Source organism: Streptomyces sp. NPDC005803, from assembly GCF_040630435.1.
Lineage (GTDB): Bacteria > Actinomycetota > Actinomycetes > Streptomycetales > Streptomycetaceae > Streptomyces.
In genome coordinates this window covers 59861-83061 of sequence record NZ_JBEXXO010000029.1, presented here as the reverse complement: position 1 = coordinate 83061, position 23201 = coordinate 59861, and the positions used below count along the sequence as shown (strand labels likewise).

At 72.3% G+C, this 23201-nt stretch carries 16 protein-coding genes, 5 tRNA genes and 1 riboswitch; of the genes, 9 read left to right on the top strand and 12 right to left on the bottom strand.

Annotated features, from left to right (window positions below; genetic code table 11):
- Positions 1 to 49 precede the first annotated feature (49 nt).
- The 3 genes from lhgO to ABZ454_RS32110 all read left to right on the top strand — a co-directional run bounded on the left by lhgO (position 50) and on the right by ABZ454_RS32110 (position 4035).
- A complete protein-coding gene (gene lhgO, locus ABZ454_RS32120) occupies positions 50 to 1306 on the top strand; it encodes an L-2-hydroxyglutarate oxidase (protein WP_356322740.1) in 1257 nt (418 codons plus the stop codon).
- Positions 1296 to 2234: a tRNA (guanosine(46)-N7)-methyltransferase TrmB gene (gene trmB, locus ABZ454_RS32115; protein ID WP_359543116.1), complete on the top strand. Its 939-nt coding sequence runs from the start codon at positions 1296 to 1298 to the stop codon at positions 2232 to 2234. Before lhgO ends, trmB begins: the two co-directional genes overlap by 11 nt.
- 157 nt (positions 2235 to 2391) lie before the next feature.
- On the top strand, positions 2392 to 4035 hold the full coding sequence (locus ABZ454_RS32110) for a PrsW family glutamic-type intramembrane protease (RefSeq protein ID WP_359543103.1): 1644 nt from the start codon (positions 2392 to 2394) through the stop codon (positions 4033 to 4035).
- Between the two features lie 13 nt (positions 4036 to 4048).
- Here ABZ454_RS32110 and ABZ454_RS32105 read toward each other — a convergent pair whose 3' ends face one another.
- From ABZ454_RS32105 to ABZ454_RS32090, 4 genes are all read right to left on the bottom strand, one after another.
- A complete protein-coding gene (locus ABZ454_RS32105; protein ID WP_359543101.1) occupies positions 4049 to 4993 on the bottom strand; it encodes an aldo/keto reductase in 945 nt (314 codons plus the stop codon).
- Between the two features lie 262 nt (positions 4994 to 5255).
- Positions 5256 to 6410: a M23 family metallopeptidase gene (locus ABZ454_RS32100; protein WP_359543099.1), complete on the bottom strand. Its 1155-nt coding sequence runs from the start codon at positions 6408 to 6410 to the stop codon at positions 5256 to 5258.
- A gap of 11 nt (positions 6411 to 6421) precedes the next feature.
- A riboswitch (cyclic di-AMP (ydaO/yuaA leader) is annotated at positions 6422 to 6575 on the bottom strand.
- Between the two features lie 270 nt (positions 6576 to 6845).
- Complete coding sequence (locus tag ABZ454_RS32095) at positions 6846 to 8012, bottom strand: PP2C family protein-serine/threonine phosphatase (RefSeq protein ID WP_359543097.1); 1167 nt, start codon at positions 8010 to 8012, stop codon at positions 6846 to 6848.
- Between the two features lie 211 nt (positions 8013 to 8223).
- Positions 8224 to 8297, bottom strand: a tRNA-Met gene (locus ABZ454_RS32090).
- 491 nt (positions 8298 to 8788) lie between these two features.
- On the opposite strand from ABZ454_RS32090, the gene ABZ454_RS32085 reads away from it, so the two are divergent.
- Both ABZ454_RS32085 and ABZ454_RS32080 read left to right on the top strand, forming a co-directional pair.
- Complete coding sequence (locus tag ABZ454_RS32085) at positions 8789 to 9169, top strand: hypothetical protein (RefSeq protein WP_359543096.1); 381 nt, start codon at positions 8789 to 8791, stop codon at positions 9167 to 9169.
- A gap of 181 nt (positions 9170 to 9350) precedes the next feature.
- Positions 9351 to 9761 (top strand): SHOCT domain-containing protein, encoded by a 411-nt coding sequence (locus ABZ454_RS32080; RefSeq protein ID WP_359543094.1) that lies wholly within the window; start codon positions 9351 to 9353, stop codon positions 9759 to 9761.
- A gap of 107 nt (positions 9762 to 9868) precedes the next feature.
- Here the strand turns inward: ABZ454_RS32080 and ABZ454_RS32075 are convergent, their stop codons facing one another.
- The 7 genes from ABZ454_RS32075 to ABZ454_RS32045 form a co-directional block, all read right to left on the bottom strand.
- Positions 9869 to 11284: a penicillin-binding transpeptidase domain-containing protein gene (locus ABZ454_RS32075; protein WP_359543092.1), complete on the bottom strand. Its 1416-nt coding sequence runs from the start codon at positions 11282 to 11284 to the stop codon at positions 9869 to 9871.
- A gap of 318 nt (positions 11285 to 11602) precedes the next feature.
- Positions 11603 to 11676, bottom strand: a tRNA-Lys gene (locus ABZ454_RS32070).
- A 91-nt stretch (positions 11677 to 11767) separates the two neighbouring features.
- Positions 11768 to 13375, bottom strand: a complete 1608-nt coding sequence (locus ABZ454_RS32065; protein WP_359543091.1) for an amino acid permease — start codon at positions 13373 to 13375, stop codon at positions 11768 to 11770.
- 105 nt (positions 13376 to 13480) lie between these two features.
- Positions 13481 to 16552, bottom strand: a complete 3072-nt coding sequence (locus tag ABZ454_RS32060) for an FG-GAP-like repeat-containing protein (protein ID WP_359543089.1) — start codon at positions 16550 to 16552, stop codon at positions 13481 to 13483.
- A 312-nt stretch (positions 16553 to 16864) separates the two neighbouring features.
- On the bottom strand, positions 16865 to 19114 hold the full coding sequence (locus ABZ454_RS32055; protein WP_359543087.1) for a DEAD/DEAH box helicase: 2250 nt from the start codon (positions 19112 to 19114) through the stop codon (positions 16865 to 16867).
- Between the two features lie 240 nt (positions 19115 to 19354).
- On the bottom strand, positions 19355 to 19924 hold the full coding sequence (locus ABZ454_RS32050) for a hypothetical protein (RefSeq protein WP_359543085.1): 570 nt from the start codon (positions 19922 to 19924) through the stop codon (positions 19355 to 19357).
- Between the two features lie 170 nt (positions 19925 to 20094).
- On the bottom strand, positions 20095 to 20445 hold the full coding sequence (locus ABZ454_RS32045; RefSeq protein WP_356322728.1) for a metallopeptidase family protein: 351 nt from the start codon (positions 20443 to 20445) through the stop codon (positions 20095 to 20097).
- 86 nt (positions 20446 to 20531) lie between these two features.
- Here ABZ454_RS32045 and ABZ454_RS32040 point away from each other — a divergent pair, with 86 nt between their 5' ends.
- From ABZ454_RS32040 to ABZ454_RS32025, 4 genes are all read left to right on the top strand, one after another.
- Positions 20532 to 22091 carry a metallophosphoesterase gene (locus tag ABZ454_RS32040; protein ID WP_359543083.1) on the top strand — a complete coding sequence of 520 codons (1560 nt, stop codon included), beginning with the start codon at positions 20532 to 20534 and terminating at the stop codon, positions 22089 to 22091.
- Positions 22092 to 22265: 174 nt separating this feature from the next.
- Positions 22266 to 22338 (top strand) — tRNA-Glu (locus tag ABZ454_RS32035).
- A 36-nt stretch (positions 22339 to 22374) separates the two neighbouring features.
- Positions 22375 to 22449, top strand: a tRNA-Asp gene (locus ABZ454_RS32030).
- A gap of 22 nt (positions 22450 to 22471) precedes the next feature.
- Positions 22472 to 22545, top strand: a tRNA-Phe gene (locus tag ABZ454_RS32025).
- Between the two features lie 265 nt (positions 22546 to 22810).
- Here the strand turns inward: ABZ454_RS32025 and ABZ454_RS32020 are convergent.
- Positions 22811 to 23143 (bottom strand): helix-turn-helix transcriptional regulator, encoded by a 333-nt coding sequence (locus ABZ454_RS32020; protein WP_359543081.1) that lies wholly within the window; start codon positions 23141 to 23143, stop codon positions 22811 to 22813.
- Positions 23144 to 23201 lie beyond the last annotated feature (58 nt).

Sequence of the window (23201 nt, the reverse complement as noted above, 5' to 3'; positions counted from 1 at the left end):
GAGTGCGTTGTCAGTGGGTCAGTGCACTATCGGGGTGGGAGGTGGCGTGATGATGACGCACGCGGCGTACGACTGCGATGTGCTGGTGATCGGCGGCGGGATCGTCGGCCTGTCGACCGCGTACGCGATCACACGGACCGCACCGGGCACGCGGGTGACGGTGCTGGAGAAGGAGTGGGGCCCCGCGCGCCACCAGACCGGGCGCAACAGCGGGGTGATCCACAGCGGCATCTACTACCCCCCGGGCTCGCTGAAGGCGCGGTACGCGTTGCGCGGCGCGGCCGAGATGACCGAATTCTGCCGGGAGCACGGCATCGCGCACGCGGTGACCGGCAAGCTGATCGTCGCGACCGACCGCTCCGAGCTGCCCCGGCTGCACGCCCTGGTGCAGCGCGGCCGGGAGCACGGGCTGCCGGTGCGCGAGCTGGGACCGGCCCAGATCGCCGAGTACGAGCCACAGGTCCGGGGCCTCGCCGCGATCCGGGTGGGCACCACGGGGGTGTGCGACTTCGGCGCGGTCGCCGAGCGCTTCGCCACCGAGGTCCGGGGCGGCGGCGGCCTGATCAGGTACGGCGCCGAGGTCACCGCGATCGACCGGCGGCCGTGGGGCGTGGCGGTGCGGACGGCGGACGGCCTGGTGGTGCGGGCCCGGGTGCTGGTCAACTGCGCGGGGCTGCACTGCGACCGGGTGGCCCGCCTGGCGGGCGACGACCCGGGGATGCGCATCGTGCCCTTCCGGGGGGAGTACTACGAGCTGGCCCGGCCCGAGCTGGTGCGCGGCCTGGTCTATCCGGTGCCCGATCCGGCGTTCCCGTTCCTCGGCGTCCACCTGACCCGCGGCCACGACGGCGGCGTGCACGTCGGGCCGAACGCGGTACCGGCACTGGCACGCGAGGGATACGGCTGGCCGGTCGTACGCCCCCGCGAACTGCTGTCCACGGTGAGCTGGCCGGGTTCCTGGCAGATCGCCCGCAGGCACTGGAGGTACGGGGCGGGCGAGGTGCACCGCTCGCTGTCGAAGCGGGCGTTCACCACGGCCGTGCGGCGCCTCCTGCCCGCGGTGACGGAGGACGACCTGCGCCCGGCCCCGGCGGGGGTCAGGGCCCAGGCCGTGCTGCGGGACGGCACGCTCGTGGACGACTTCCTGTTCCGTGAGGCCCCGCACACCGTGCACGTGCTGAACGCCCCGTCGCCCGCGGCCACCGCCTCGCTGCCCATCGGGCGGGAGGTGGCACGCAGGGCGCTGCTCCGGGCACAGGGGACGGGGTGGAAGCCGCCCGCCGTAGAATCAGGGCATTGTGTCTGAGCCCTTGAACCCCTCCCCCGCGACGCCCGGCGACGCCGCTGCCGAGACGGACAGCACGCCCCCCTCCGGGACGACGCGCCCCACCGATCCGCCCTCCACCGGGACGGACGCCGCCGCGCCCGGCACCGACGCCGCCGTGCCCGCGACCGCCGGAATCCCGGCCGAGCTGCGCGCCGCGGCCCTGGACCGCGCCCGCAGGCTGCGCCAGGAGCCCCGCTTCCCCGGCGGTCCCGCGGCCGATCCGGCCGGTTCGCACCACGAGCGCCGGATCCGCAGCTTCCAGCCGCGCCGCAGCCGGGTCACGCCGGGCCAGCAGGACGCCCTGGAGCGGCTCTGGCCGAAGTGGGGCCTGGACATCGACGGGCTGCGCGTCCTCGATCTGCCCGAGCTGTTCGACGGGCTCCCGGTGGTCCTGGAGATCGGCTTCGGCATGGGCGAAGCCACCGCGCAGATGGCCGCCGACGACCCGGGCACCGGCATCCTCGCCGTCGACGTGCACACCCCCGGGCAGGGCAATCTGCTCGGTCTCGCGGACCGGAACGGCATGTCCAACATCCGGGTCGCCAACGGTGACGCGATCATCCTGCTGCGCGAGATGCTGGAGCCGGACGCGCTGGACGGGCTGCGGGTGTACTTCCCCGACCCCTGGCCCAAGTCGCGCCACCACAAGCGCCGGCTGATCCAGCCGGAGTTCCTCGACCTGGCGGCGCGGCGGCTGAAGCCCGGAGCGGTCCTGCACTGCGCGACCGACTGGGAGCCGTACGCCGAGCAGATGCTGGAGGTGCTGACCGCGCACCCCCGCTTCGAGAACACGGCGGCGGACGGCGGCTACGCACCACGCCCCGCGTTCCGGCCGCTGACCCGGTTCGAGGGGCAGGGTCTGGACAAGGGCCACGTGGTCCATGACCTGCTCTTCGCCCGCCACTGAGCGGGCGTCCCACGGCCCGCACACAGGTCGGCGCCCGCTCCCCCGGCTGACCGGGCACGGGCCCGCACCGGCCGGCCGGCGGGCGGCCCGCACCGGTCCGGGCGGGCGCCGCCCACGCGCCATGGCCGTTGTCAGTCCCGCTCGTTAGGGTCGTGGAATGTCCGACGGGTCTGTCCAGCAGCAGCGGCAGTCGCAGCCGGCCGTCCCGGTGCTCGAGGAGCACCTCGTCGGCGAGGTCCTGGCTGCCGTGCCGGACCGGAGCCAGTGGCGCTATCACCCGCGCCGTGTCGGCATGCTGTGGCGGAGCAGGACGTTCCGCGTCGTCGCCGTCTTCACCGTGCTGGCGCTCTGCGGCCTGGTGATCCTCGCGCTGGTCCGCGACCAGACGGGGACCCAGGGGTTCCTCGTCGGTCTGGGCCTGGCCGTCCTGCCCGTCCCGGTGCTGATGACGGCGTTCCGCTGGCTGGACCGGGTCGAACCGGGCCCGTGGCGCAGCATGCTGTTCGCCTTCGCCTGGGGCGCCTGTGCGGCCGCCCTGGTCGCGATCCTCGCGAATTCCTTCGCGACGCGGTGGATCGCCACCGCCACGGCCGACCCGGGCGGCGCGGACACCCTCGGTGCGACGGTCATCGCGCCGGTCGTGGAGGAGAGCGCCAAGGCGGCGGCCGTCTTCCTGCTCTTCCTGTTCCGGCGACGGGACTTCGACGGGATCGTCGACGGTGTGGTCGTCGCGGGCTTCACCGCGACGGGTTTCGCCTTCACCGAGAACATCCTCTACCTGGGCAACGCCTTCGGCGAGGACCAGCAGACGGGGTCGGGTTTCGCCGCCGTGACCGCGGCGACGTTCTTCGTGCGCGCGGTGATGTCGCCGTTCGCCCATCCGCTCTTCACGGTGCTGACCGGCATCGGCTTCGGGATCGCCGCGAGCAGTGCGCGCCGTCAGCGGGTCCGGCGCATCGCGTCTCCGCTCCTGGGCCTGCTCCTCGCCATGGGCATGCACGCCCTGTGGAACGGGTCGTCCTCGTTCGGCCCGTACGGCTTCTACGTCGTGTACGGGGCCTTCATGGTCCCGGCCTTCGGGCTGGTGACCTGGCTGGCGATCTGGGCCCGTCTGCGCGAACTGCGCACCCTCGGCGTCGAGCTTCCGGTGTACGCCGAGGCCGGCTGGCTGTCCCCCGCCGAACCCGCCGCCCTGTCTTCGATGCGGGCCCGGGGCATGGCCAGGGACGTCGCGCGCCAACGCGCGGGGGCGGCGGCGGCCGGCGCCCCGTACGGCAGGCCCCAGGACCACGCCTCCCGCCCGGCGCATGCCTTCCACCCCGCTCACGCCCGCATACCCGCCACATCGCTGAAAGAAGTGCGGACCCGGGGCAGGGCGGCGGCCCGTACGGTCGCCGAGTACGAGTCGTTCGCGACCTCGCTGGCCTTTCTGCGCCGCCAGGCCCGCCGCGGCACGGCGGGCCCGGACTTCGCCGAACGCGAGCGGGAGTTGCTGCACCACCTGTGGCAGCGCAGGGAGACCGCCGGCCCCGCCCTGGCGTACGCGGCGCACGCCACGGGCCGTCTGCGCCCCCGGTACGTGCCCGCGATGCGCCGGCCGTACCAGGACCAGGCCCACGGGACGTACCGGCCCCACGGCGGCCACGCCCCCTACCCGCACCCCGGGAACCCGTACGCCGGGCAGCCCTACAGCGCACCGCCGTACAACCCGGCTCCGCACCACCCCGGGCCGTACAGCCCCACGCCGTACGACTCCGCGTACGACCGGCCCCACCTGCCGCACACCGACCCACCGCGGTAAGGGCGGCGGAGGGTCAGGCGGAGGCCTCGGTGAGCTCGGCCAGCTCCTGGTCCGTGAGCTGCAGACCGGCGACGGCGACCAGCGCGGGAAGCTGCTCGACCGTACGGGCCGAGGCGATCGGTGCGGCGACGGTCGGCCGGGCGGCCAGCCACGCCAGCGCCACGGTCGCGATCTCCGCATCCCGCTCCCGCGCCACCTTGTCGAGCGCGGCGAGCACCTTCCGCCCCCGCTCCGACTCCAGGTGCGTGCCCGCACTGCCCGCGCGGGCACTGTCCACGGCCGTACCCGGACGGTACTTGCCGGTGAGGAACCCGGAGGCGAGGGCGAAGTAGGGGACGGCCGCGAGCCCGGCTTCGGCGGCGGTGTCCTGGAGCTCACCCTCGTACGTGTCACGGGAGACGAGGTTGTAGTGCGGCTGCAGGGCCACGTACCGGGCGAGACCCTCGCGCTCGGAGAAGTCCAGCGAGGCGCGCAGCCGCTGCGGGCTGATGTTGGACGCGGCGATCTCGCGGACCTTTCCGTCCTTCACCAGCTGGTCGAGGGCGGTGATGATCTCCTCGACCGGGACCGTCTCGTCGTCGAAGTGCGTGTAGTAGAGATCGATGTGGTCGGTACCGAGCCGGCGCAGCGACTCCTCGGCGGCGGCCTTGACGGTGGTGGCGGAGAGCCCCTTGTGCGCGGGGTGGGCGCCGACCTTGGTGGCCACGACGATGTCGGACCGGTTGCCGCGTGCGGCGAGCCACTTGCCGATGAGCGTCTCCGACTCGCCGCCCTCGTTGCCGGGGACCCAGTGCGAGTAGGAGTCGGCGGTGTCGACGAAGTTGCCGCCTGCCGCCGCGTACGCGTCGAGGACGGCGAAGGACTGCGCCTCGTCGGCGGTCCAGCCGAAGACGTTGCCCCCGAGCGCGAGCGGGAAGACCTGGAGGCCGGAGGAGCCGAGCTTTCGGAGAGAAGTCATAAAGGGAACAACCGATTCCGCCGGTTCCGCTATTCCATGCCTTGTACACCTGATTCCGCGACCACGACGTCGGCCGATCTCGTCGACCGTGGACCGTGCCCTGCCGGTCCTTCGGGCAGGCAGACGGGCAGATGGGCAGACGAGGAGCCAGGGCGTCTGGGCGACGGATCGGCGGCCGGACCGGCAGCCCTGACGTCGGGGGTGAGCGTCAGGGCTGCCGGGGTTGCGTGGGCCGGAGAACGAAGCGGCGTGCGGGGCGGTCTCAGACCGTCAGGCCCCGGGCGCGCAGCCAGGTCATCGGGTCGACGCCGGTGCCGTCCGCGGTGTGGACCTCCAGGTGGAGGTGCGGACCGGTCACGTTGCCGGTCGCGCCGACGCGTCCGATGGTGTCACCCGTCGTGACCTTCTGGCCGACGCTGACGTCGATCGAGGACTGGTGGCAGAACCACACCTCCGTGCCGTCCTCCAGCTCCAGGACCGTGCGGTAGCCGTAAGAGCCGGAGTATCCGGCCGACTTGACCGTGCCGGTGTGGACGGCCTTGATCGGGGTACCGGTAGGCGCGGCGAAGTCGAGGCCCGTGTGGAAGCCGGAGGACCACATCGATCCGGCCTCACCGAAGGTCGAGGTGATCGTGTACGAGGAGGTGGGAATGGCGTAGCTGGCGGCGAGCTTGGCGAGGCGCAGGGCCTCCGCCTTCTTCTTCGCCTCTTCCGCGGCCTTCTTCTTCTCCGCGGCGATCTTCGCCTCGGCGGCGTCCTGCTGCTTCTTCGCCTCGGCGGCGGCCTTCTCCGCAGCGGCCTTCTCGGCGGCCGCCTTGACCTCGGCGTCGGCGGCGTCCTGCTGCTGCTCGGCCTGCTGGAGGATGCGGGCGCGCAGCGCCTCACCCGCGTCGGTGGTGCCCTGCTCGGCCTCGGCGGTGGTGATGCCGGCGCTCGTCAGCGGGGCGGAAGCGGTCGCGGCCTCGTCCGCCTCGGACCCGCTCGAGAAGAGTGCGCCGACGCCCGGAAGGGACTTGGCGTCGGGGAGATTGTCCGCGATGGAATCGGGAAGAGAGATGGAGACCGGCGGCTTGCTCTGGGCGGTGGCCATGCCACCCGCACCGACGGCCGCGATGACGCCGACGCCGAGGACGGTGGAGCTGCGGGCCAGACCATTGCGCTGCTTGGCGACGCGGTGCTTGCCGCGGACGGGGCGGACGGACTCCTCGGTGGGATTCCATTCCTCCCAGGTCCGGTCGGGCCCGGCCGCATCGGCGCGGAAGTCGTTTCCGAAGTCGCTGCCCCGATCGGTCCCGTAGTCGGTCGCGTAGTCGGCCCCGCACTCCGTGAGAGCGGTGGCGGGCCGGGTCGCGAAGTCATCGCCGTACTCGGACCCGAACCGTGAGGGAGCTTCGGGGGCAGGCTTGTTGGACGCCACGGGGGCGCACTCCTTTCCTTCCTTCTCGCCTACCGGGTTAGCTGACGGGTTCGGAGCAGGAAGGTCTCCTACGGGTACCTCTGCCTCGTCACAGGACAGAGTTGCCCGATTCACCCCATGTAGGTGGTTCCCCGGTTCCCTTGCGGAATTCGGCGCTCGCGCACGGTGCCGCCACTGACGGCGGCTGGGACAACCGCGCTGCGTTATCGAACGTTAATAGACACCAGGGTCCGAATCCAAGCTGTTCCCACTGATCGTTCACGTCTTTGGCCTGGACTTTACGGGACACAACCGGGTGGAATCGGACGAGTTGATCGCCCCTCAGGCGTCACCCGTTTTCTGACGTTGTGTCAAATGTTATGCGGAGCGGTGTCCTTCGGTCACGGACGGTGGCATCGTGGACAACCGCTCCCACCCCGCCGGTCACCGCGGGGCTCAGGCCGGGCCGCCGCCGCCCAAGCCCACGATCTTCACGGTCCTGCGCCGGACGGGCTGGCCCTCGGCGGGCCGCGCGACCGCGAGCAGCGCCATGTCGTCCGTCGACTCGCCGCCCGTGTGCAGCCGCACGTCGTCGGTCAGCGCGGACAGCAGCTCCTCGGGCCCCGGGAAGATCCGCCCCCGCAGCCGCTCGGCGGGGTCGTAGAAGACGCCTTCGGCGTTACGGGCTTCGGAGAGGCCGTCCGTATAAAGGAGGAGCGTCGCGCCGGCCGGCAGGTCCCACTCGTCCGCCCGGTCCGGCCACACCCCCAGGTCCATCCCCAGCGGGAGCGCGGGCACCGACGGGCCGAGCACCTCCAGTGCCCCGTCCGTGTGCAGCAGCAGCGGCTCGGGGTGACCGCGGTTGACGATCCGCACCCGGTCCGCACCCGGCGGGATCTCCACGAGCACGGCGGTGATGAAGCCCTCGACCGCGTCGAGGCCGCCGCGCCGGCTCGACTCCCGCGCCAGCGCACGCTCCAGCCGCCCCGCCACCCCCTCCAGCGTCTCCTCGTCCTCGGCCACCTCCCGGAAGGCACCGATGATCACCGCGACCGCCTCCACGGCGTCCAGCCCCTTGCCGCGCACGTCCCCGACCACCAGCCGCACCCCCTGCGGGGTGTCCGTCACCGAGAACAGGTCGCCGCCGACGAACTCGTCCGCCTGCGCCGCCTCGTACCTCGCGGCCACGCTCAGCCCGCCGATCCGGTCGGACGGCGTCGGCAGCACCGCCCGCATGGCCGTCTCCGCGATGACGCGGGCCGAGGCCAGCTGCTCGTTGCCGCGCCGCACGACCCCGTTGATCACGACGGCGAGGACGGAGACGGTGAGGACCGTGAGCAGTTCGATGGAGGGCACGACCTGGAAGAGGGTGCCGCTGTAGAGCCGGAGCGCGGCGACCGCCAGCAGCGCCGCGACACCGGTACGGACCGTGCTGGCCAGTGAGAAGAACGGCGCGGCGATCAGCGGAGCCGCCGCGAACAACGGGACGGCCGTGAAGGAGGGCGGGCTGGCGGCATCGAACAGCACGCCCCCGGCGATCATCAGCGCAGGCAGCGCCCGGACGAACCGGCGGGTCCGCACACCCCCGGCACGCCTCCGCCGCCGCTCCTCCCGCTTCCCCACCTTTTGTTCTCCTACCCCGTGCATCCACGGCCGCGGACGGTACCGCGCACCACCCTCCAGGCTTCCCGCAACGGGGTCGCGGGGCGACTCGTCATCGGCCAATGGGGGGACGTACGCGGCATGCGGCTCACGCCGGGCGACCCGGCGGGCCGACGGCGCACACACGACTCAGGCCCGGCACGCTGCATGCGTGCCGGGCCTGAACCTTCAGTAGCGGGGACAGGATTTGAACCTGCGACCTCTGGGTTATGAGCCCAGCGAGCTACCGAGCTGCTCCACCCCGCGTCGGTGAACACAACTCTACGGCATGTTCGACGCACTCATGACCACCCGGCGCGCACGCCCACGCGACCGGCACCCGCAGCGGCCCGCCGACCGGCCCCGCGTCCCGCGCCACCCGCACCCGGAGCGGCCCGCCGACCGGCCCCGCGTCCGCGCACCTGTCCAGGTCAGTCCGGTGCCCGCCCTCCGCGTCCACCACCCCTCAACCGCCGCTGACCGGCCGGGGATCGGCGTCAGCGGGCCCGAACAAACCGACACAGCAGCCCCGTTGGGGCCCAGAGACATCACCGCCTCCTCGGGCGATCTCCCCCGAGCCCTCAAAGTGGCGAAAACGAGAAGGTGTTGCAAGGAACACGTGTTCTGCCGCAAGGTAACTGCTGCATCCCCCGGATCGGCGGGCTGCCCGGGCGAGCCGGTCCCGGAGCGCGCATGTCGCCGCGCCCCGCGAGCCGCTCCCGGTCTCTCATCGCAGCCTGTCTGGAGGGCCCTCGACGATGACCGCACCGCTCACCCCCGCCCCTGCCCCCGCCCCGGCCACCCCGGCCACCCCGCCCTCCCCCGTACGCGGCGCCGTCATCAGCGGTCTCATCGGCGGCCTGATGGGCGCGGTGATGAGTGCGGCGGTGAACTACGTGGCCATCGGTCTGCCGGACAGCGAATCGGTCAACGCGGCCAACCACGCGGTATCGGGCCTGATCAGCGGGTTCATCGCGGGCTTCATAGGCATCCTGGCGCACAGCCGCAAGACCTCGCAGGCCGCACGCGCGGCCCAGGCGGCGACCACGCCCGCTTCCACGGTCCCGCGGCCGGCCGACCCCGAGCCCACGGAGCGCTCCGCCGACGCGGCCGCCGCCACCCCCGTACCGGAGAAGTAGCCACCTCACTCCACGCCGCACCGGTCCGCACCCCGCGCGCCCGCCCGTTCCCCTCCCCCCCCCCCGGCGGAACAAGGGAAACTCCAACGGGCGCATGCAGGAATGCGGTGATATGACTTATTTCAGATTCAGTCATATCGACGCAGACCCAGTCATTCGACGCGGCGCCAGGAGTGGACCGATGGACGACTATCCCCTGCTCAACCTGTTCTGGACCATGCTCTGGTTCTTCCTCTGGGTCATGTGGCTCTTCCTGCTGTTCCGGGTCATCACGGACATCTTCCGCAGTGACGACCTCAACGGCTGGGCCAAGGCGGGCTGGCTGATCCTGGCCCTGGTACTGCCGTACCTCGGCGTCCTCGTCTACGTGATCGCGCGCGGCAGAACCATGGGCCAGCGCGACATCAAGGACGCGAAGGAACGTGACGCGGCCTTCAAGGCGTACGTGAGGGACGCCGCGGGCACGTCCGACGCGCACGGCGCGGCGAAGACCGGCCACGTGGAGGACCTGTCGAAACTCGCCGACCTCAGGGACAAGGGCGCGATCACGGAAGACGAGTACCTGCGGGCGAAGACGAAGCTCCTCGTCTGACCACCCGCACCCACGGCGCCGGCGCCCTCCCGCCCACGGCGGGCACCGGCGCCGCCGTCGTAGGGACATGCGGAAGCCGGCCGGCACACCGGCGAGCGGTCACCGAGTCACGCGGTGGCCCGGCCCATCAGCTCCGCGACCCGGACCGCCGGCGCCGAACCGGCCGGTTCCCCGGCCCCGCCGTCCGCATCGGTGATCCGCACCGCGCACGCGATCAGCCCTCCCTCGCCCGTCCGGGCGTACGACACGAACCACGCGGTCGCCCCGTCCCCGTACGACGGACTGGGCGTGACCCGACCGGACGTTCCGCCGATCACCGCGCCCGTACCGCCTCCGGCGCGCGCCCCGGCAGCGGATGTCTCCAGTGCCGACCGGAGCTGCTCCGCCGTCCCGCGCCGCATGATCCGCTTCGCACGCCTGGCGGCATCCTCCGCCGGCTTGACCACGCTGCCGTCGGCCCGCACCACCTTCGCGACCATCTGGGGGTCGACGCGCTCCCCGCCGTTGGCGACAGCGGCCACGACCCGGGCCATCTGCACCGGTGTGGCGGTGACGCCCCCCAGACCGGCCCCCGCGAACGCCACGTCGGCCCCGTTCACACCGCTTCGGGGGTACACGCTCGCCTCGAGCCGGACAGGGGTGCGCAGTTCTTCCCCGTTGAAGCCGAACGCCTCCGCCATGGCGGCCACCGCCGGCTGCCCCATCTCCACGGCCATGGCGGCGAAGACGTTGTGGCACCCGTGACGCAAGGCGTTCCGGATGGACGCGTTCCGGCAGTGCGCCGGATCGTCCGAGAACTCCGAAGCGCTTCCCGGCGCCGTGTAGGGGGCGGGACTGCGCGTGCTGTCGTCCACCGACGCGTACAGGCCCCGCTCCAGCGCGGCGGCCGCCACCACGACGCCGAACGTCCCCTCCGGCGCCAGCGCCTCACGCAGCGCCCGGTTCAGCATCGGCTTGTCCGGGTCCCGCATCAGCCGCTTCCACGCCTCGGTGTCCGCCGTCGTATTGCCGCTGAACCGCCCCGGGTCGTACGACGGTGTGCTCGCCACGGCCAGCAGCTGCCCGGTTCCGGCGTCCAGCGCGACGGCGGCGCCCTTGTGGCCCCTCAGCCCTTCCATCGCGGCCCGCTGGACGGAGGGGTCGATGGTGGTCGTCACGTCGCCCGACGTCCGGCCGCCGCCGGAGACTCCCGCGGTCAGCTCGTCGCCGTACACGCCTTCCAGGCCGGCGGCTCCGAAGGCCGTCGACCGGTATCCGGTGACGGGGGCGTACAACTCCCCGTCGGTGTAGGTGCGCCGGTACGGGACCTTCGCGTTCCCGGACGGCTCGGAACCCGTGACCGCCCTGCCGCCGACGAGGATGCGGCCCAGTCCCGGGGTGGCTGGGCGCTCGGGCGAGGGCTTGCCGTCCGCGGGTCCGTCCGGAGCGGCGGACCCGTCCCCGTTCGCGCATCCCCAGACCGGAGCGAGGAGCGCCACGAGAAGGGCGGCGCGGACAACGAGACGTCTGTTCGTCGAAGGCATGAAGATCACCTTATGAAGCGGCGCCGCCCGACCGGCCTGGAATGCCGAAAGAGCGGCCGTCCTGGTACCAGGAGCACGCGGACACGGCGGCCGCGCAACGGGCCGCGTCCGTGGGCGGTTCGGGCGGCAGCCCCGCGGGGTCCCGAGAGCGCGCCGGGGGTGGGATCGGCGGGGGACACGGCCAGGAACACCGCGAAGGTGCCGTTGTCCGACGGGAAGACCCCGCCGCCGGCCGGGAACGACGCAGCGCCTCGACCGGACGAAGCCGGTCGAGGCGCTGAGCAGCAGGTCGGGGAGGTCACCCCGCCCCGCCGGAGGTAGGCCGTGTGGGACTCGAACCCACAACCAACGGATTAAAAGTCCGCTGCTCTGACCAATTGAGCTAACGGCCCTCGGCGAATCACCCCCGAGCATAGCCCGCCGTAGCCCGGCCGCCGATCGGGTATCGGTTGCCGGGCCCCGTCGCCGTGGAACCGGCCCCGTTCAGCGAGGCGTTTTACGGGCGAGCGTGCGTGGGTGATCCGGGTTGAGGAACCAGTGGCGGGCCGAGGCGAACCACCAGGTGGCGGCGAAGCCCAGGACCACCAGGACCGCGACCGGGGCGTAGTTGAAGGTCTCCCAGGTGACGGGCGAGACCTGGGGCAGCATGAACAGCACGGTGATGACCACGACCCACACCACCGCGACGATCCCGATGGGACGGGACCAGCGGCCCAGGTGCCAGGGGCCGGGGCGGAAGTCGTCGCCGCGCAGGAGGCGGAGCAGGGTCGGGATGACGTACGCGATGTAGAGGCCGATCACCGCGATGGAGGTGACGGCCGCGTACGCGGTGACGTTGATCAGGTACGGGAGGCCCAGGACCAGCGCGCCGGCGGCGGCCAGCCAGACCGCCGCCACGGGGGTGCGGGTGCGGGGGCTGACCGTGTGCCAGACCCGGGAGAACGGCAGGGCGCCGTCCCGGGAGAAGGCGTAGATCATCCGGCTGTTGGCGGTCACGGACGCCATGCCGCAGAAGAGCTGGGCGCCGATCACCACGAGGAGCAGGAGCTTGCCGGCGGTGGCGCCCAGGGCGTCGAGGAGGATCTGGGCGGGCGGGGCGCCGGTCGGGGAGGCCAGGGCCCCGTCGTACGACTGGATGGCGAAGGTGAAGCCGAGGAGGAGGACGAAACCGGCGATCCAGGAGGTCCAGATCGACTGGACGATGCCGCGCGGGCCGGCGGTCGCGGCGTCGTGGGTCTCCTCGGTCATGTGGGCGGAGGCGTCGTAGCCGGTGAAGGTGTACTGCGCCATCAGCAGCCCGATCATCACCACGTAGAACCCGCTGCCCCAGCCGGTGTTGTTCACGAACTCGGTGAAGACGAACGACGCCGACTGATGCGAGTCGGGTACGAAGGTCAGGGCGCCGACGATGACCGCCACCCCCAGCACGTGCCACCAGACGCTGACGCTGTTGAGGATCGCGACGATCCGCACGCCGAAGGTGTTCAGCAGGCCGTGCAGCAGCAGGATCGCGGCGAAGAGCAGGATCGTGCGGCCGGGGGTGACCTCGAAGTCGAACTGGAGGTTCAGATAGGCGCCCAGGAACGACGCCGCCCCGAAGTCGATCCCGGCGGTCACGGCGACCTGGCCCAGCACGTTGAACCAGCCGGTGAACCACGCCCACGCGGCGGCCGAGCGGGGCGGGGCCAGCCGGTGGGCCCAGAAGTACAGGCCCGCCGACGTCGGGTACGCCGAACAGATCTCGGCCATCGCCAGGCCGACGAACAGCGTCATCAGCCCGACGCCGACCCAGCCCCAGGTGATCAGGACCGGGCCGCCGGTGTTCATGCCGAACAGGTAGAGCGTCAGGCAGCCGGAGAGCACCGAGATGATCGTGAAGGAGACCGCGTAGTTGGAGAAGGCGGACATCCGGCGGGCGAGGACCTGTGTGTAGCCGAGCTCGGCCAGCCTCGCCTCGTCGGAACCGGCGGGCGGGGCGGGAGTGGCGGGCGGGGCCGTGGTGTCGGACGGGTGCTTCGACAGGTCGGGCGGGCCGGCCGCGGAGGGCGGGGACGGTTGCCCGGCAGGCGCTCCAGGTGGGTTGCTTGTCATGCCCCCAGCGATTCCCGCGCCGGGGGCACGGCATGCGCGGGACGCGGTCCCGTGTGGCGGCTCGCGCGGCCCGGCCCCCGCGTAGAGAGCCGGACCGCGCCGTGCTCAGGCGAGCCTGGAGTACATCTTCCAGCCGCCGCCGACCTTCACCCGGCTCGCGAACAGGCCCTTGCCGTCGCCTCGGTAGCTCCACAGCACACCGGACGTGTCCCGGGCGAGGAGATCGGCCTTGCCGTCACCGCTCACGTCGCCCACCCCGACCAGCGCGTCGTAGATCTGCCAGCCGCCGCCGACCTTCACGCGGGTCGCCAACGTGCCCTGGCCCGTCCCGGCGTACCGCCACAACGCCCCGGCCGCGTCCCGGGCGAGCAGATCGCCCTTGCCGTCACCGTTCAGGTCACCGGCCCCGGTGAGCAGGTAGCCCTTCCAGCCCGTACCGATCCTCACGCGCGCCTTGAAGACACCGGCGCCCTCGCTCTCGTAGAGGAACAGGTATCCGGTCGTCGTCTCCCGGGCGATCAGATCCGCCCGCCCGTCACCGGTGAGGTCACCGGGCGAGGTCAGGACGTCGTACACGTTCCAGCCCGGGCCCACCTTCGTGAACGGCGTCGTCGACTCCAACGCCCCACCGCACGACGGCTTGTACGCCCGCAGCTCACCGCTCTTCACCCGCACCAGCACGTCGTTGCACCGGTCACCGCTCACATCGTCGAACGGCACCGCCGCCGTCACGCTGTTCGCACCCGTCCAGCCCGAACCCGACACCGCGGCGTTCACCAGGCCCGTACCCGTACCGGCCCGGAAGTCGGCCCCACCCGCCGGCGTGAATGCCAGAAGGTCGCCGAAGCCGTCGTTGCCGACGAAGTCGCGGCTGACAGCCGCACCGCCTGTCACCTTCACCGAACCCGACACCGCGAGGGCCGCGCCCTGTCCGTCGGCCGGCTTCGCCGACAGGGTCCAGGTGTACGTGCCGTTGGCGACGAGCTTGCCGGCCGCGTCCTTGCCGTCCCACGAAGCAGCCACCAGTCCGTGCGCCGTGCCGCCCGAGAGCGTCCGCGCCACTGCTCCGGTCGCCGTGTTCCGCAACGTCAGCGCCCACGAGCTGACCGGCTTGGTCACCCACCAGCGCGGCGTCCAGGGGGCCTTGCCCCCGTTCACCGCCTGGGACCTGGCGGCATCGCTGTCCCTGAGGGCGACGGCGGCCGTCTCGACGCCGCTGTCCGCGAGGTGGATGTCCCCGGTCGTGTCCGACCAGGCGAGCGTCCCGGTGGCAGGGTCGACCGTCCACACGGTCCTGGAGGACGACACGTCGGCGCCGGTGTCGTGCGTCGTCCCGCCGGCGCCCAGATCCTTCACCATCAGGCGGCCGCCCGACGGATAGGCGACGAACCCGTCCCCCAGCTGGGCGCCCGCACCGTAGCCGATGCCCAGGGGAGTGATGGTGCGGGTCCGGAGGTCGTAGATCCCCTCGTCGTCCCTCGGTCCGGCGCAGTTCCAGAGCACCCAGTGGCCGATCCCCTGGACGCCGTCGAGGAGGCAGCCGGGCACATAGGCGGACTCGGTGCGCGCGCCGGTCCTGATGTCGTAGCCGACGGCCGTGTCGTTGCCCTCGACGGTCCACAGGGTGGTGCCGGACAGCGCGTACGGACGGACGGGGAACGTCCGGGTCACCGCACCGGTGTCGGTGTTCACCACCCGAGCCTGCGGGGACCCGTCGTCCAGGGTCGCGAAGACGACCGCCCACCGCCCCGAACTGCCGATGAAGCCCTTCGACCGCGTGCCGACGTCGATCGTGACGCCGGGCAGCTGGGCCCCTTCCGGGACACGGTGCAGCGGCAGCACGCTCTTGGTCCCCGCCCTGAAGGGACCGCCGTAGACGAGCCTGCCGTCTCCGCTCTCCTCCACCTTCGGGCAGTCGGGGGCGGAGCACTCGTCCGCCAGCTCAGGCAGCGTGCCGCGCTCCTGGCGGGGGCCGTACGCCCACGCGTCGCCCGTACGCTCCGCCGTCCAGGTGTAGACGCCGGTGCGGCCCGTCGTCGCGATGCCCTCGGCACTCGTCAGGCGCCCCTGCTGGAAGGACAGCTGCTGCACGGTGTGGGGCACGGGACGGGAGGGGATGTCCGTCTCGGCGGTCGCCCGGACCTCGCGCGCCGCGTTCTCCTCGATCAGCTGGACGCCCCAGGCCGACTCCGTCGGTCCCCCCTGGACCAGCAGTCCCCCGCCCGGGGTGGACACCGCCCGGCCGATCGACCTGGCCAGGACGGTGTGGACGGGGGCGCCGTCCAGGGGCTCGGCGTCGACCCGCCACACCGGAAGGTATTCCGACAGCGCGCCCAGCGCGGGGTCGTGACGGGCGACGATCACCTCGTTGCCGACCATGCCGAGAAGGCGGGTGCCGGCGCCCTCCTCGAGCAGGCGGACGCTCTGCGCCTGGGTGAGGTCATCCCGTCGGTAGACGGTGACTTTGCCGCCCTCGCGGACCAGCAGGTGATCGCGGGTCAGGGCCAGATCGTCGGCCCTCAGCTGGCCACTGATCGGCAGGGGCACCGCACGCCGCTCCGTGACGTCCAGCCAGACGTTCCGTCCGCCTGCGGCGATCACCATGCCGTTCTCGTCCCCGAGCCCGGGTATGACGGCGTACGAACCGAGGCCCGCCATGTCGTCGATGAGGCGGTCCCGGACCTGACCGGTCTGCATGTCCAGCACGTGGAAGCGGGTTTCGGCGCCGAAACCGTCCCGCGTCAGCACGTTCCAGCCGAACGACCCCAGGTAGGTGTGTCCGGACGGCAGGGCCACGGCAACGGTCGTGCCCGTCGCCATGTCCCGCAGGTCCACCGTGTCCGTGGCGGAGCGGTACTGGGCGACGACGTCCGAGCCCGTGCCCCACTCGAAGACGCGGCCGTCGAGCGTCGCCGCGGGGTCGACCTGGACGTCTCGCGTCGCGTGGTACGAGCGCCAGATCGCGCCGCGCCCCTCCTCGACACGCAGGTAACCGTGCGGCCCGGCGTTCACCAGCCTGCCCTTGGCCGGGACGTCGCTGGTGGCGCCCTTGATGATCACGTGGGACAGGGGCTCGGCCTGCGCGGGGGAGGCCATCGGAACGGTGAGGACGGCCGCTCCCAGAGCGACCGCGGTGGTGACGCCCACGAAGGTGGCGAAGGATCTCTTGCCGGACACGTGTCTCCTGTTCGGACATCGAAGCGAAGGAGGACGCGAGAGGTGGTTCCAGGAGTGACGTGCGAGCCGGACAGGGAGCGCGGAACGAGTCCGCGCCGCCCCTCCCCGTGCACGAGCCGCTGATCCGGGCAGCGCGCGGGTGTGCCCGCGACCGCGATCACCGGTGGCCGACTCCTCGACCCGCCTGGCCTGTTGCCCCCCACATCCAGGTCGCCGGATCGTAACAGCCGCCCGGCCGGGGCCGTAAGCCAAAAAAGCGGGCCCGTCCACGAAGGACGGGCCCGCTTCCTGAGGTCGAAGACCTACCGACGATCAGCCGTTGCGCTTCCAGCGCGGCTTGTCGTCGCGGCGGCCGAAGGTGCCGGTGCCGGTACCCGTGCCGGTGCCACCGCGGTGGTCGTCACGACGGCCGGTCGGGCGGTCGCTGGAGCCGCCGGAGCGGAAGCCGCCCGCCGGACGGTCGTCACGACGGTCACGGTTGAACGGACGGTCGCTGCCACCGGAGCGGAAGCCACCGGACGGGCGGTCGTCACGACGGTCGCGGTTGAACGACGGGCGGTCGTTGTCGCGGTTGAACGACGGGCGGTCGTTGTCGCGGTTGAACGACGGGCGGTCGTTGTCGCGACGCTCGAAGGAGCGGCCGCCGCGGTCGTCGCGACGGTCACCGCCACCGGAGCGGAAACCGCCCGAGGGACGGTCGTCACGACGGTCGCGGTTGAACGACGGGCGGTCGTTGTCACGGCGCTCGAAGGAGCGGCCGCCGCGGTCGTCGCGACGGTCACCGCCACCGGAGCGGAAACCGCCACCGACCGGACGGTCCTCACGGCGGTCGTTGCTGCCGCGGAAGGACGGACGGTCGCTGCTGCCGCGGTAACCGTTGCTGCCGGCCGGACGGCCGCTGCGCTCACCGACGCGGTCGTTGCCGCCACGGTAACCACCGCGGTCGCCACCGCGGTTGTCCCGGCGCTCGTAGTTGCCGCGCTCGTCACGACGCTCTTCGCGCGGGGCGGGCTGCTCCGGCACGGAGGTGGCGGCCAGCAGTGCGGCCTCCGCCTCGGCGGCGACCTCGGCCACCGCCGCCTCGGGGTCGTCGCCCCGCTCGCGTGCGGCGCGGGCGACCAGGCGGTCGGCCTCCTCGCGCAGCTCCACGGCGCGGCGCTGGACGCGCTCCAGCTGCTTGGTCAGGTCGGCGGCCTCGCGCTCGGCCTGCTTGGCGGCGTTGTTCGCGGAGTCGGCCTGGACCTCGGTGAGCGAGCGGGCGCCGGTGATCTCGGCCACCTCCGGCTCGAAGACGCCCGCGCCCTGGACGATGTGACGCGACGCGTCGACGCCGGCGTCCTCCATCAGGCGGAAGATCTGGCGGCGCTGGTGCGGCAGCGCCAGCGAGACGACGACACCGGACTTGCCGGCCCGGGCGGTACGGCCCGAGCGGTGCAGGTAGTCCTTGTGGTCACCGGCCGGGTCCACGTTCAGGACCAGGTCGATGCCGTCGACGTGGATACCGCGGGCGGCGACGTCGGTCGCGACGAGCGCGTTGACGTAGCCCTTCTTGAAGTCCTCGAGGACGCGGGTACGCGCACCCTGGGTCATGCCACCGTGCAGCGCGTCGGCCTTCACGCCGGACTCGATGAGCTGCTCGGCGATGCGGTCGGCGCCCAGCTGGGTGCGGACGAAGATGATCGTCCGGCCCTTGCGGGCGGCGATGGCGGAGGTGACCGGCGCCTTGTCCTTCGGCTTCACGACGAGGACGTGGTGCGACATGGTCGAGACGTTGCCCTGGGCGGAGTCGACCTCGTGGGTGACCGGGTTGCTCAGGTAGCGCTTGACCAGGGTGCCGATCTCGTTCTCCATGGTGGCGGAGAAGAGCATGCGCTGGCCGCCGCCGGGGATCTGGTCGAGCAGCTCGGTGACCTCGGGCAGGAAGCCCAGGTCGGACATCTGGTCGGCCTCGTCGAGGACGGCGACCTGGACGTTCTCCAGGGAGCAGGCTCCCCGGTTGATGATGTCGCGCAGTCGGCCCGGGGTGGCGACGAGGACGTCGACACCGCGCTCCAGCGCGTAGATCTGGTTGCCCATCGACGTACCGCCGCAGACGACCTTCATCTTGAGGCCGAGCACGTCGCCGTAGGGCTGCAGCGCGTCCGCGACCTGCATCGCGAGCTCACGGGTCGGGGTGAGGATGATCGCGCGGGGCTTCTTCTTCTCGGTGTGCCCACCGGCCAGCGCGGCCAGGGTCGGCAGACCGAAGGAGAGGGTCTTGCCGGAGCCGGTACGGCCGCGGCCCAGGATGTCCTTGCCGGCCAGGGCGTCCGGGATGGTCGCCGCCTGGATCGGGAAGGGTGCGGTCACACCGTTCTGCGCGAGCTTGCGGACGATGCCCTCGGGCAGGCCCAGGTCGCCGAACGTGAGGGTCGGCTCGGCGTCCGCCGTGTCGGCGGCGTCGGTGTCGGCCTGCTCGGCCGGGGCGTCGGTCTCGACGGCGTCGGCGGACTCGGCGACGACGGCCTCTGCGGCCTCGATGATTTCGGTGCTCTCGACGTCGTTCTCGACGTTCTCGGGCATGACGGTGTGGTCAGAACTGGAAATTGACATGCGAAATGCGAAACCTCTCGGAGTCTCGGCACGCGCCCGTAACTCCGTGTTTTCGCAATTTCGACCGCCTCAATGCGGTCCAGCCACGGCAAGGGAGAGTACGCGCCACACGGCGCTCTTCTGTGTCGGCGCCGGGCAATGGGATCAAACGATCTACCACCATACGCACTCTCCCCCACATCGCGCAAGCCCCCCCTGCCGCCTCCCCCGTCAGACCGGTCCCACCTGCGGTGATGCCTCCGGAGTGCGCATCGCGTACACCCCGTCCGGCGCGCCCGCCGCGCCGTCGTGGGACTGAGCGGCCGGTGAGACCGACGGCGCCGGAGGCGCCGGCTCGGAGGGCTCCGGGTCGGGGTCCGGCGGGGGCGGCGACTGCGGGGGCTCAGGGGTGCCGGGACCGGGGTCGGACGGGCCCGGCGGCTCCGGCTGCTGCGGCCCGCCCGGCGCCGAGGGCGTCGGCGCCGGCGGATGGCCGCCAGGGGCCGGAGCGGTCCGGCCGGGCTTCGTGCCGGGGCTGCCCGAGGGGGCGGCCGAGGCGCTCGGGCCGGCGGGCCGGGCGGTCCTGTGCTCGGAGTGCGCCCCGGCGCCGCCCCCCGGACGGGCCCGGCCGGTACCGGCCACCGTCGCTCCGTCCGGGTCGGCCACCGCACCGTCCGGCGCGGCCGTGCGGGAGGGGGCCGGTTTCCCGTCGTCGGAGCCGATGCTCATGCAGCCGGTGGACGCGGCGATCGTCACCGCGGTGACGGCGGCCCAGCGGACGGGAACGGGCAACTGGCGCACGGGGGCACCTCCGGGGGCGCGAAGAAGGACGAGGCATCACGGGAACGAGCGGGAGCGCTGTGCCCAACTCCCGCCGCCCCGCCGGGGACACGCCCCGGCGCCCGCACACCTCGTTCACCCCGCGCGGTATGGCGCACATCACCCCTTCCGGGGCGCGTGCGGCCTCCCCCTCACCCGTAACCGAGCGCGTGCAGCCGCTCGTCGTCGATGCCGAAGTGGTGGGCGATCTCGTGCACGACCGTGATCTCCGTCTCGGCGACGACGTCCTCCCGTGACGCGCACATCCGCAGCGTGGGCCCCCGGTAGATGGTGATCCGGTCCGGCAGCACGCCCGCGTACCACTCACCGCGCTCGGTCAGCGGGGTGCCCTCGTAGAGGCCGAGCAGTTCTGGATCGTCGGATTCCGGTTCGTCCTCGACGAAGACCGCGACGTTGTCCATCAGCCGGGTGAGCTCCGGCGGGATCCGGTCCAGCGCCTCGCCGACCAGTTCCTCGAACGCTTCCCGCGTCATCTCCAGCACCCCGCCATTGTCACGTACGGCCGCCGGATGCGCCCCGGTGCGCGGGGAAGCGCATATCCGCTTCCCCGCCGGGGCATACGCGCCCAATGGCCCGCGACCCGTTCCGTGCCGCGGCAGTCCGCGTCCGGCACCTCGTCCACCCCCGCCCGCGCTCCGGCCGCCGGTCCGGACACCTCCCCCGCCCCAGCGGCGCGCTCGCCGGCTCGCCGCGTCCGTTCGCCCGGGCGCTCGGCCTGGTCGCCGTCGTGCTGTTCGGCGCCTGGCTGGGGCTGCTGGTCGTCGGCAGCGTCCGCACGCCCGTCGGTCCGATGGACACGACCATGACCCTGCGGCCGTCCCTCAGCGGCGGCACCAAGATCAACGTGTCGCCGCTCGGTGCCCTGGAACTGGACTCGCACCACGCCCCGGTCCGGCTCGACGTCGACGTCGACCGCCTCGACCCGGTCCGCTCCGAGGCGCTGGTCCAGCACCCCGAACGGCTCGCGGGGCTGGAGGCGGAGGTCGGTGACGACGTCGGCGCCGGCGCCCGCGAGCTCGCCGTGCGCTCCTGCGTCGCGGTCGTCTCCGGGGCCACCGCGCTCGGCCTCGCCGTCTACCGCAGGCCCCGGCGCGCCCTGGCCGCCGGCGGGCTCGCGCTCGCCCTGCTGGCCGCCTCGGGCGTCGGGGCGTACGCCACGTGGAACCCCGAGTCGGTCCTGGAGCCGAAGTTCTCCGGGCTGCTCTCCAGCGCCCCCTCCGTCGTGGGCGACGCGCGCTCGATCGTCACCGACTTCGACGTCTACCAGCAGGAACTCGCCCGGCTGGTCACCAACGTCACCAAGCTGTACGACGCCACCTCGACGCTCCCCGTGTACAGCCCGAACCCCGCCACGCTCCGCGTCCTGCACGTCTCCGACATCCACCTCAACCCCGCGGCGTGGCACATCATCGGCTCCCTCGTGGAGCAGTACGACATCGACGTGATCATCGATTCCGGCGACACGATGGATCACGGGGCAGCCGTGGAGAACAGCTTCCTCGACCCGATCAGCGATCTGGGCGCGCCCTACGTCTGGGTCCGCGGCAACCACGACTCGGCGGTGACGCAGAAGTACCTGGAGGGGAACAAGCGGTTCAAGAACGTGCACGTGCTCGACGAGGGCCGCGCGGTGAACGTCGGCGGCCTGCGGGTGGCGGGCGTCGGGGACCCGCAGTTCACCCCGGACCGCACGGGCCCGGAGCAGGCCGAGGGCGCCGAACGGGCGGCGGGCCTGCGCCTCGCCGACGCGCTGCGCGACCAGCGGCGGGCCGGCACCCCGGCCGACATCGCCGTCGCCCACGAGCCGGAGGCGGCCCGGCAGACGGACGGAACGGTCCCCCTCGTCCTCGCCGGCCACGTGCACCACCGGCAGAACGAGCTCATGAAGCACGGCACCCGGATGATGATCGAGGGGTCCACGGGAGGCGGCGGGCTGCGGGCCGTACAGAACGCGAAGCCGGAGCAGGTGCTCGCGTCGGTGCTCTATCTGGACCGCTCGACCCGCCGTCTGCAGGCCTGGGACGAGATCACCCTGGGCGGGCTCGGCCTCACGACCGCCGAGGTCAGCCGCCATCTGCCCAAGGAGAACCGACCCGACGCGACGCCCTCCCCTATTCGGTTTGGCTGACACCGAAACGCCGTAGTACAGTCTCCGACGTGCCCAAGGGCGCCGGTCGGACTCGGCCGTTCTGAGACCTTGAAGGTCGAAGGAGAAGCGGAACCTCTTGAGGGGAAGCGGAGTCGCCGCTTCTCACTTCCCCTTCGGGCGACAGACGCAGAAGCAAGCTGTACCAGCAGTTCTGCCCTCATCGTCTAGTGGCCCAGGACGCCGCCCTTTCAAGGCGGTAGCACGGGTTCGAATCCCGTTGGGGGCACGCACAACCTGTGCGACACTTAGTCGCACAAAGCTTGGTCCTGTGGAGCAGTTTGGAGTGCTCGCCACCCTGTCAAGGTGGAGGCCGCGGGTTCAAATCCCGTCAGGACCGCTGCAGCCCGTATGAGCTGCGTGGCTGGGTAGCTCAGTTGGTACGAGCGATCGCCTGAAAAGCGATAGGTCGCCGGTTCGATCCCGGCCCCAGCCACAGCGTGGGAAACGCCCCGGACATGCCGTCCGGGGCGTTTTCGTATGCCGGACATGTCAGGGCGGTGTGCGCCCGCTCGTGTCGGTTCTCGGCCGGGCGTCGGGGCTCCTGCCCCGCCGTATCGAGCGCGCAGCAGCGTGATGGTGCGCCCGGAGGGTGTCCTCCGCCGGGAGGGCCGGGGGTGGCCGGCGCCGCCGTGCACCGGCCGGTGAGGCACCGGATGTCCCTCGGCGCCGGATGTGTCGCACGCCGCGGACCCCGTTGCTCACTTCTGAGCGGTTGATCCCACGGCGGCCCCGGCCGCCACAGGGTCCAGTCGGCGCAACGTGGCCAGCAGGCAGAGCTGGAGGCGGGAGAGCCCGCGGTGCTTCACCCGGAGGTTCGCCACATGGAACTTCACGGTACGGATCGTGATACCCAGATGGGCGGCGATCGCCGCGTTGCTCGGCCCACCCCGCAGCAGGCCGAGGATCTTCTCCTCGGTCTCGGTGAGAGGGGGATCGAGGGCGAGTGCGCGGAGGAGTGCGTCCGCGGCTGCCGTGGTACCACCGACCCCGTCCGGCGAGCAGCCCTCGTCCACCTGATCAACAGAACGCATGGCCCCCCCGGGCTTCGATAGCCGCACGGCTGGCCGGAGCCCGCGCAATCCTGATGCG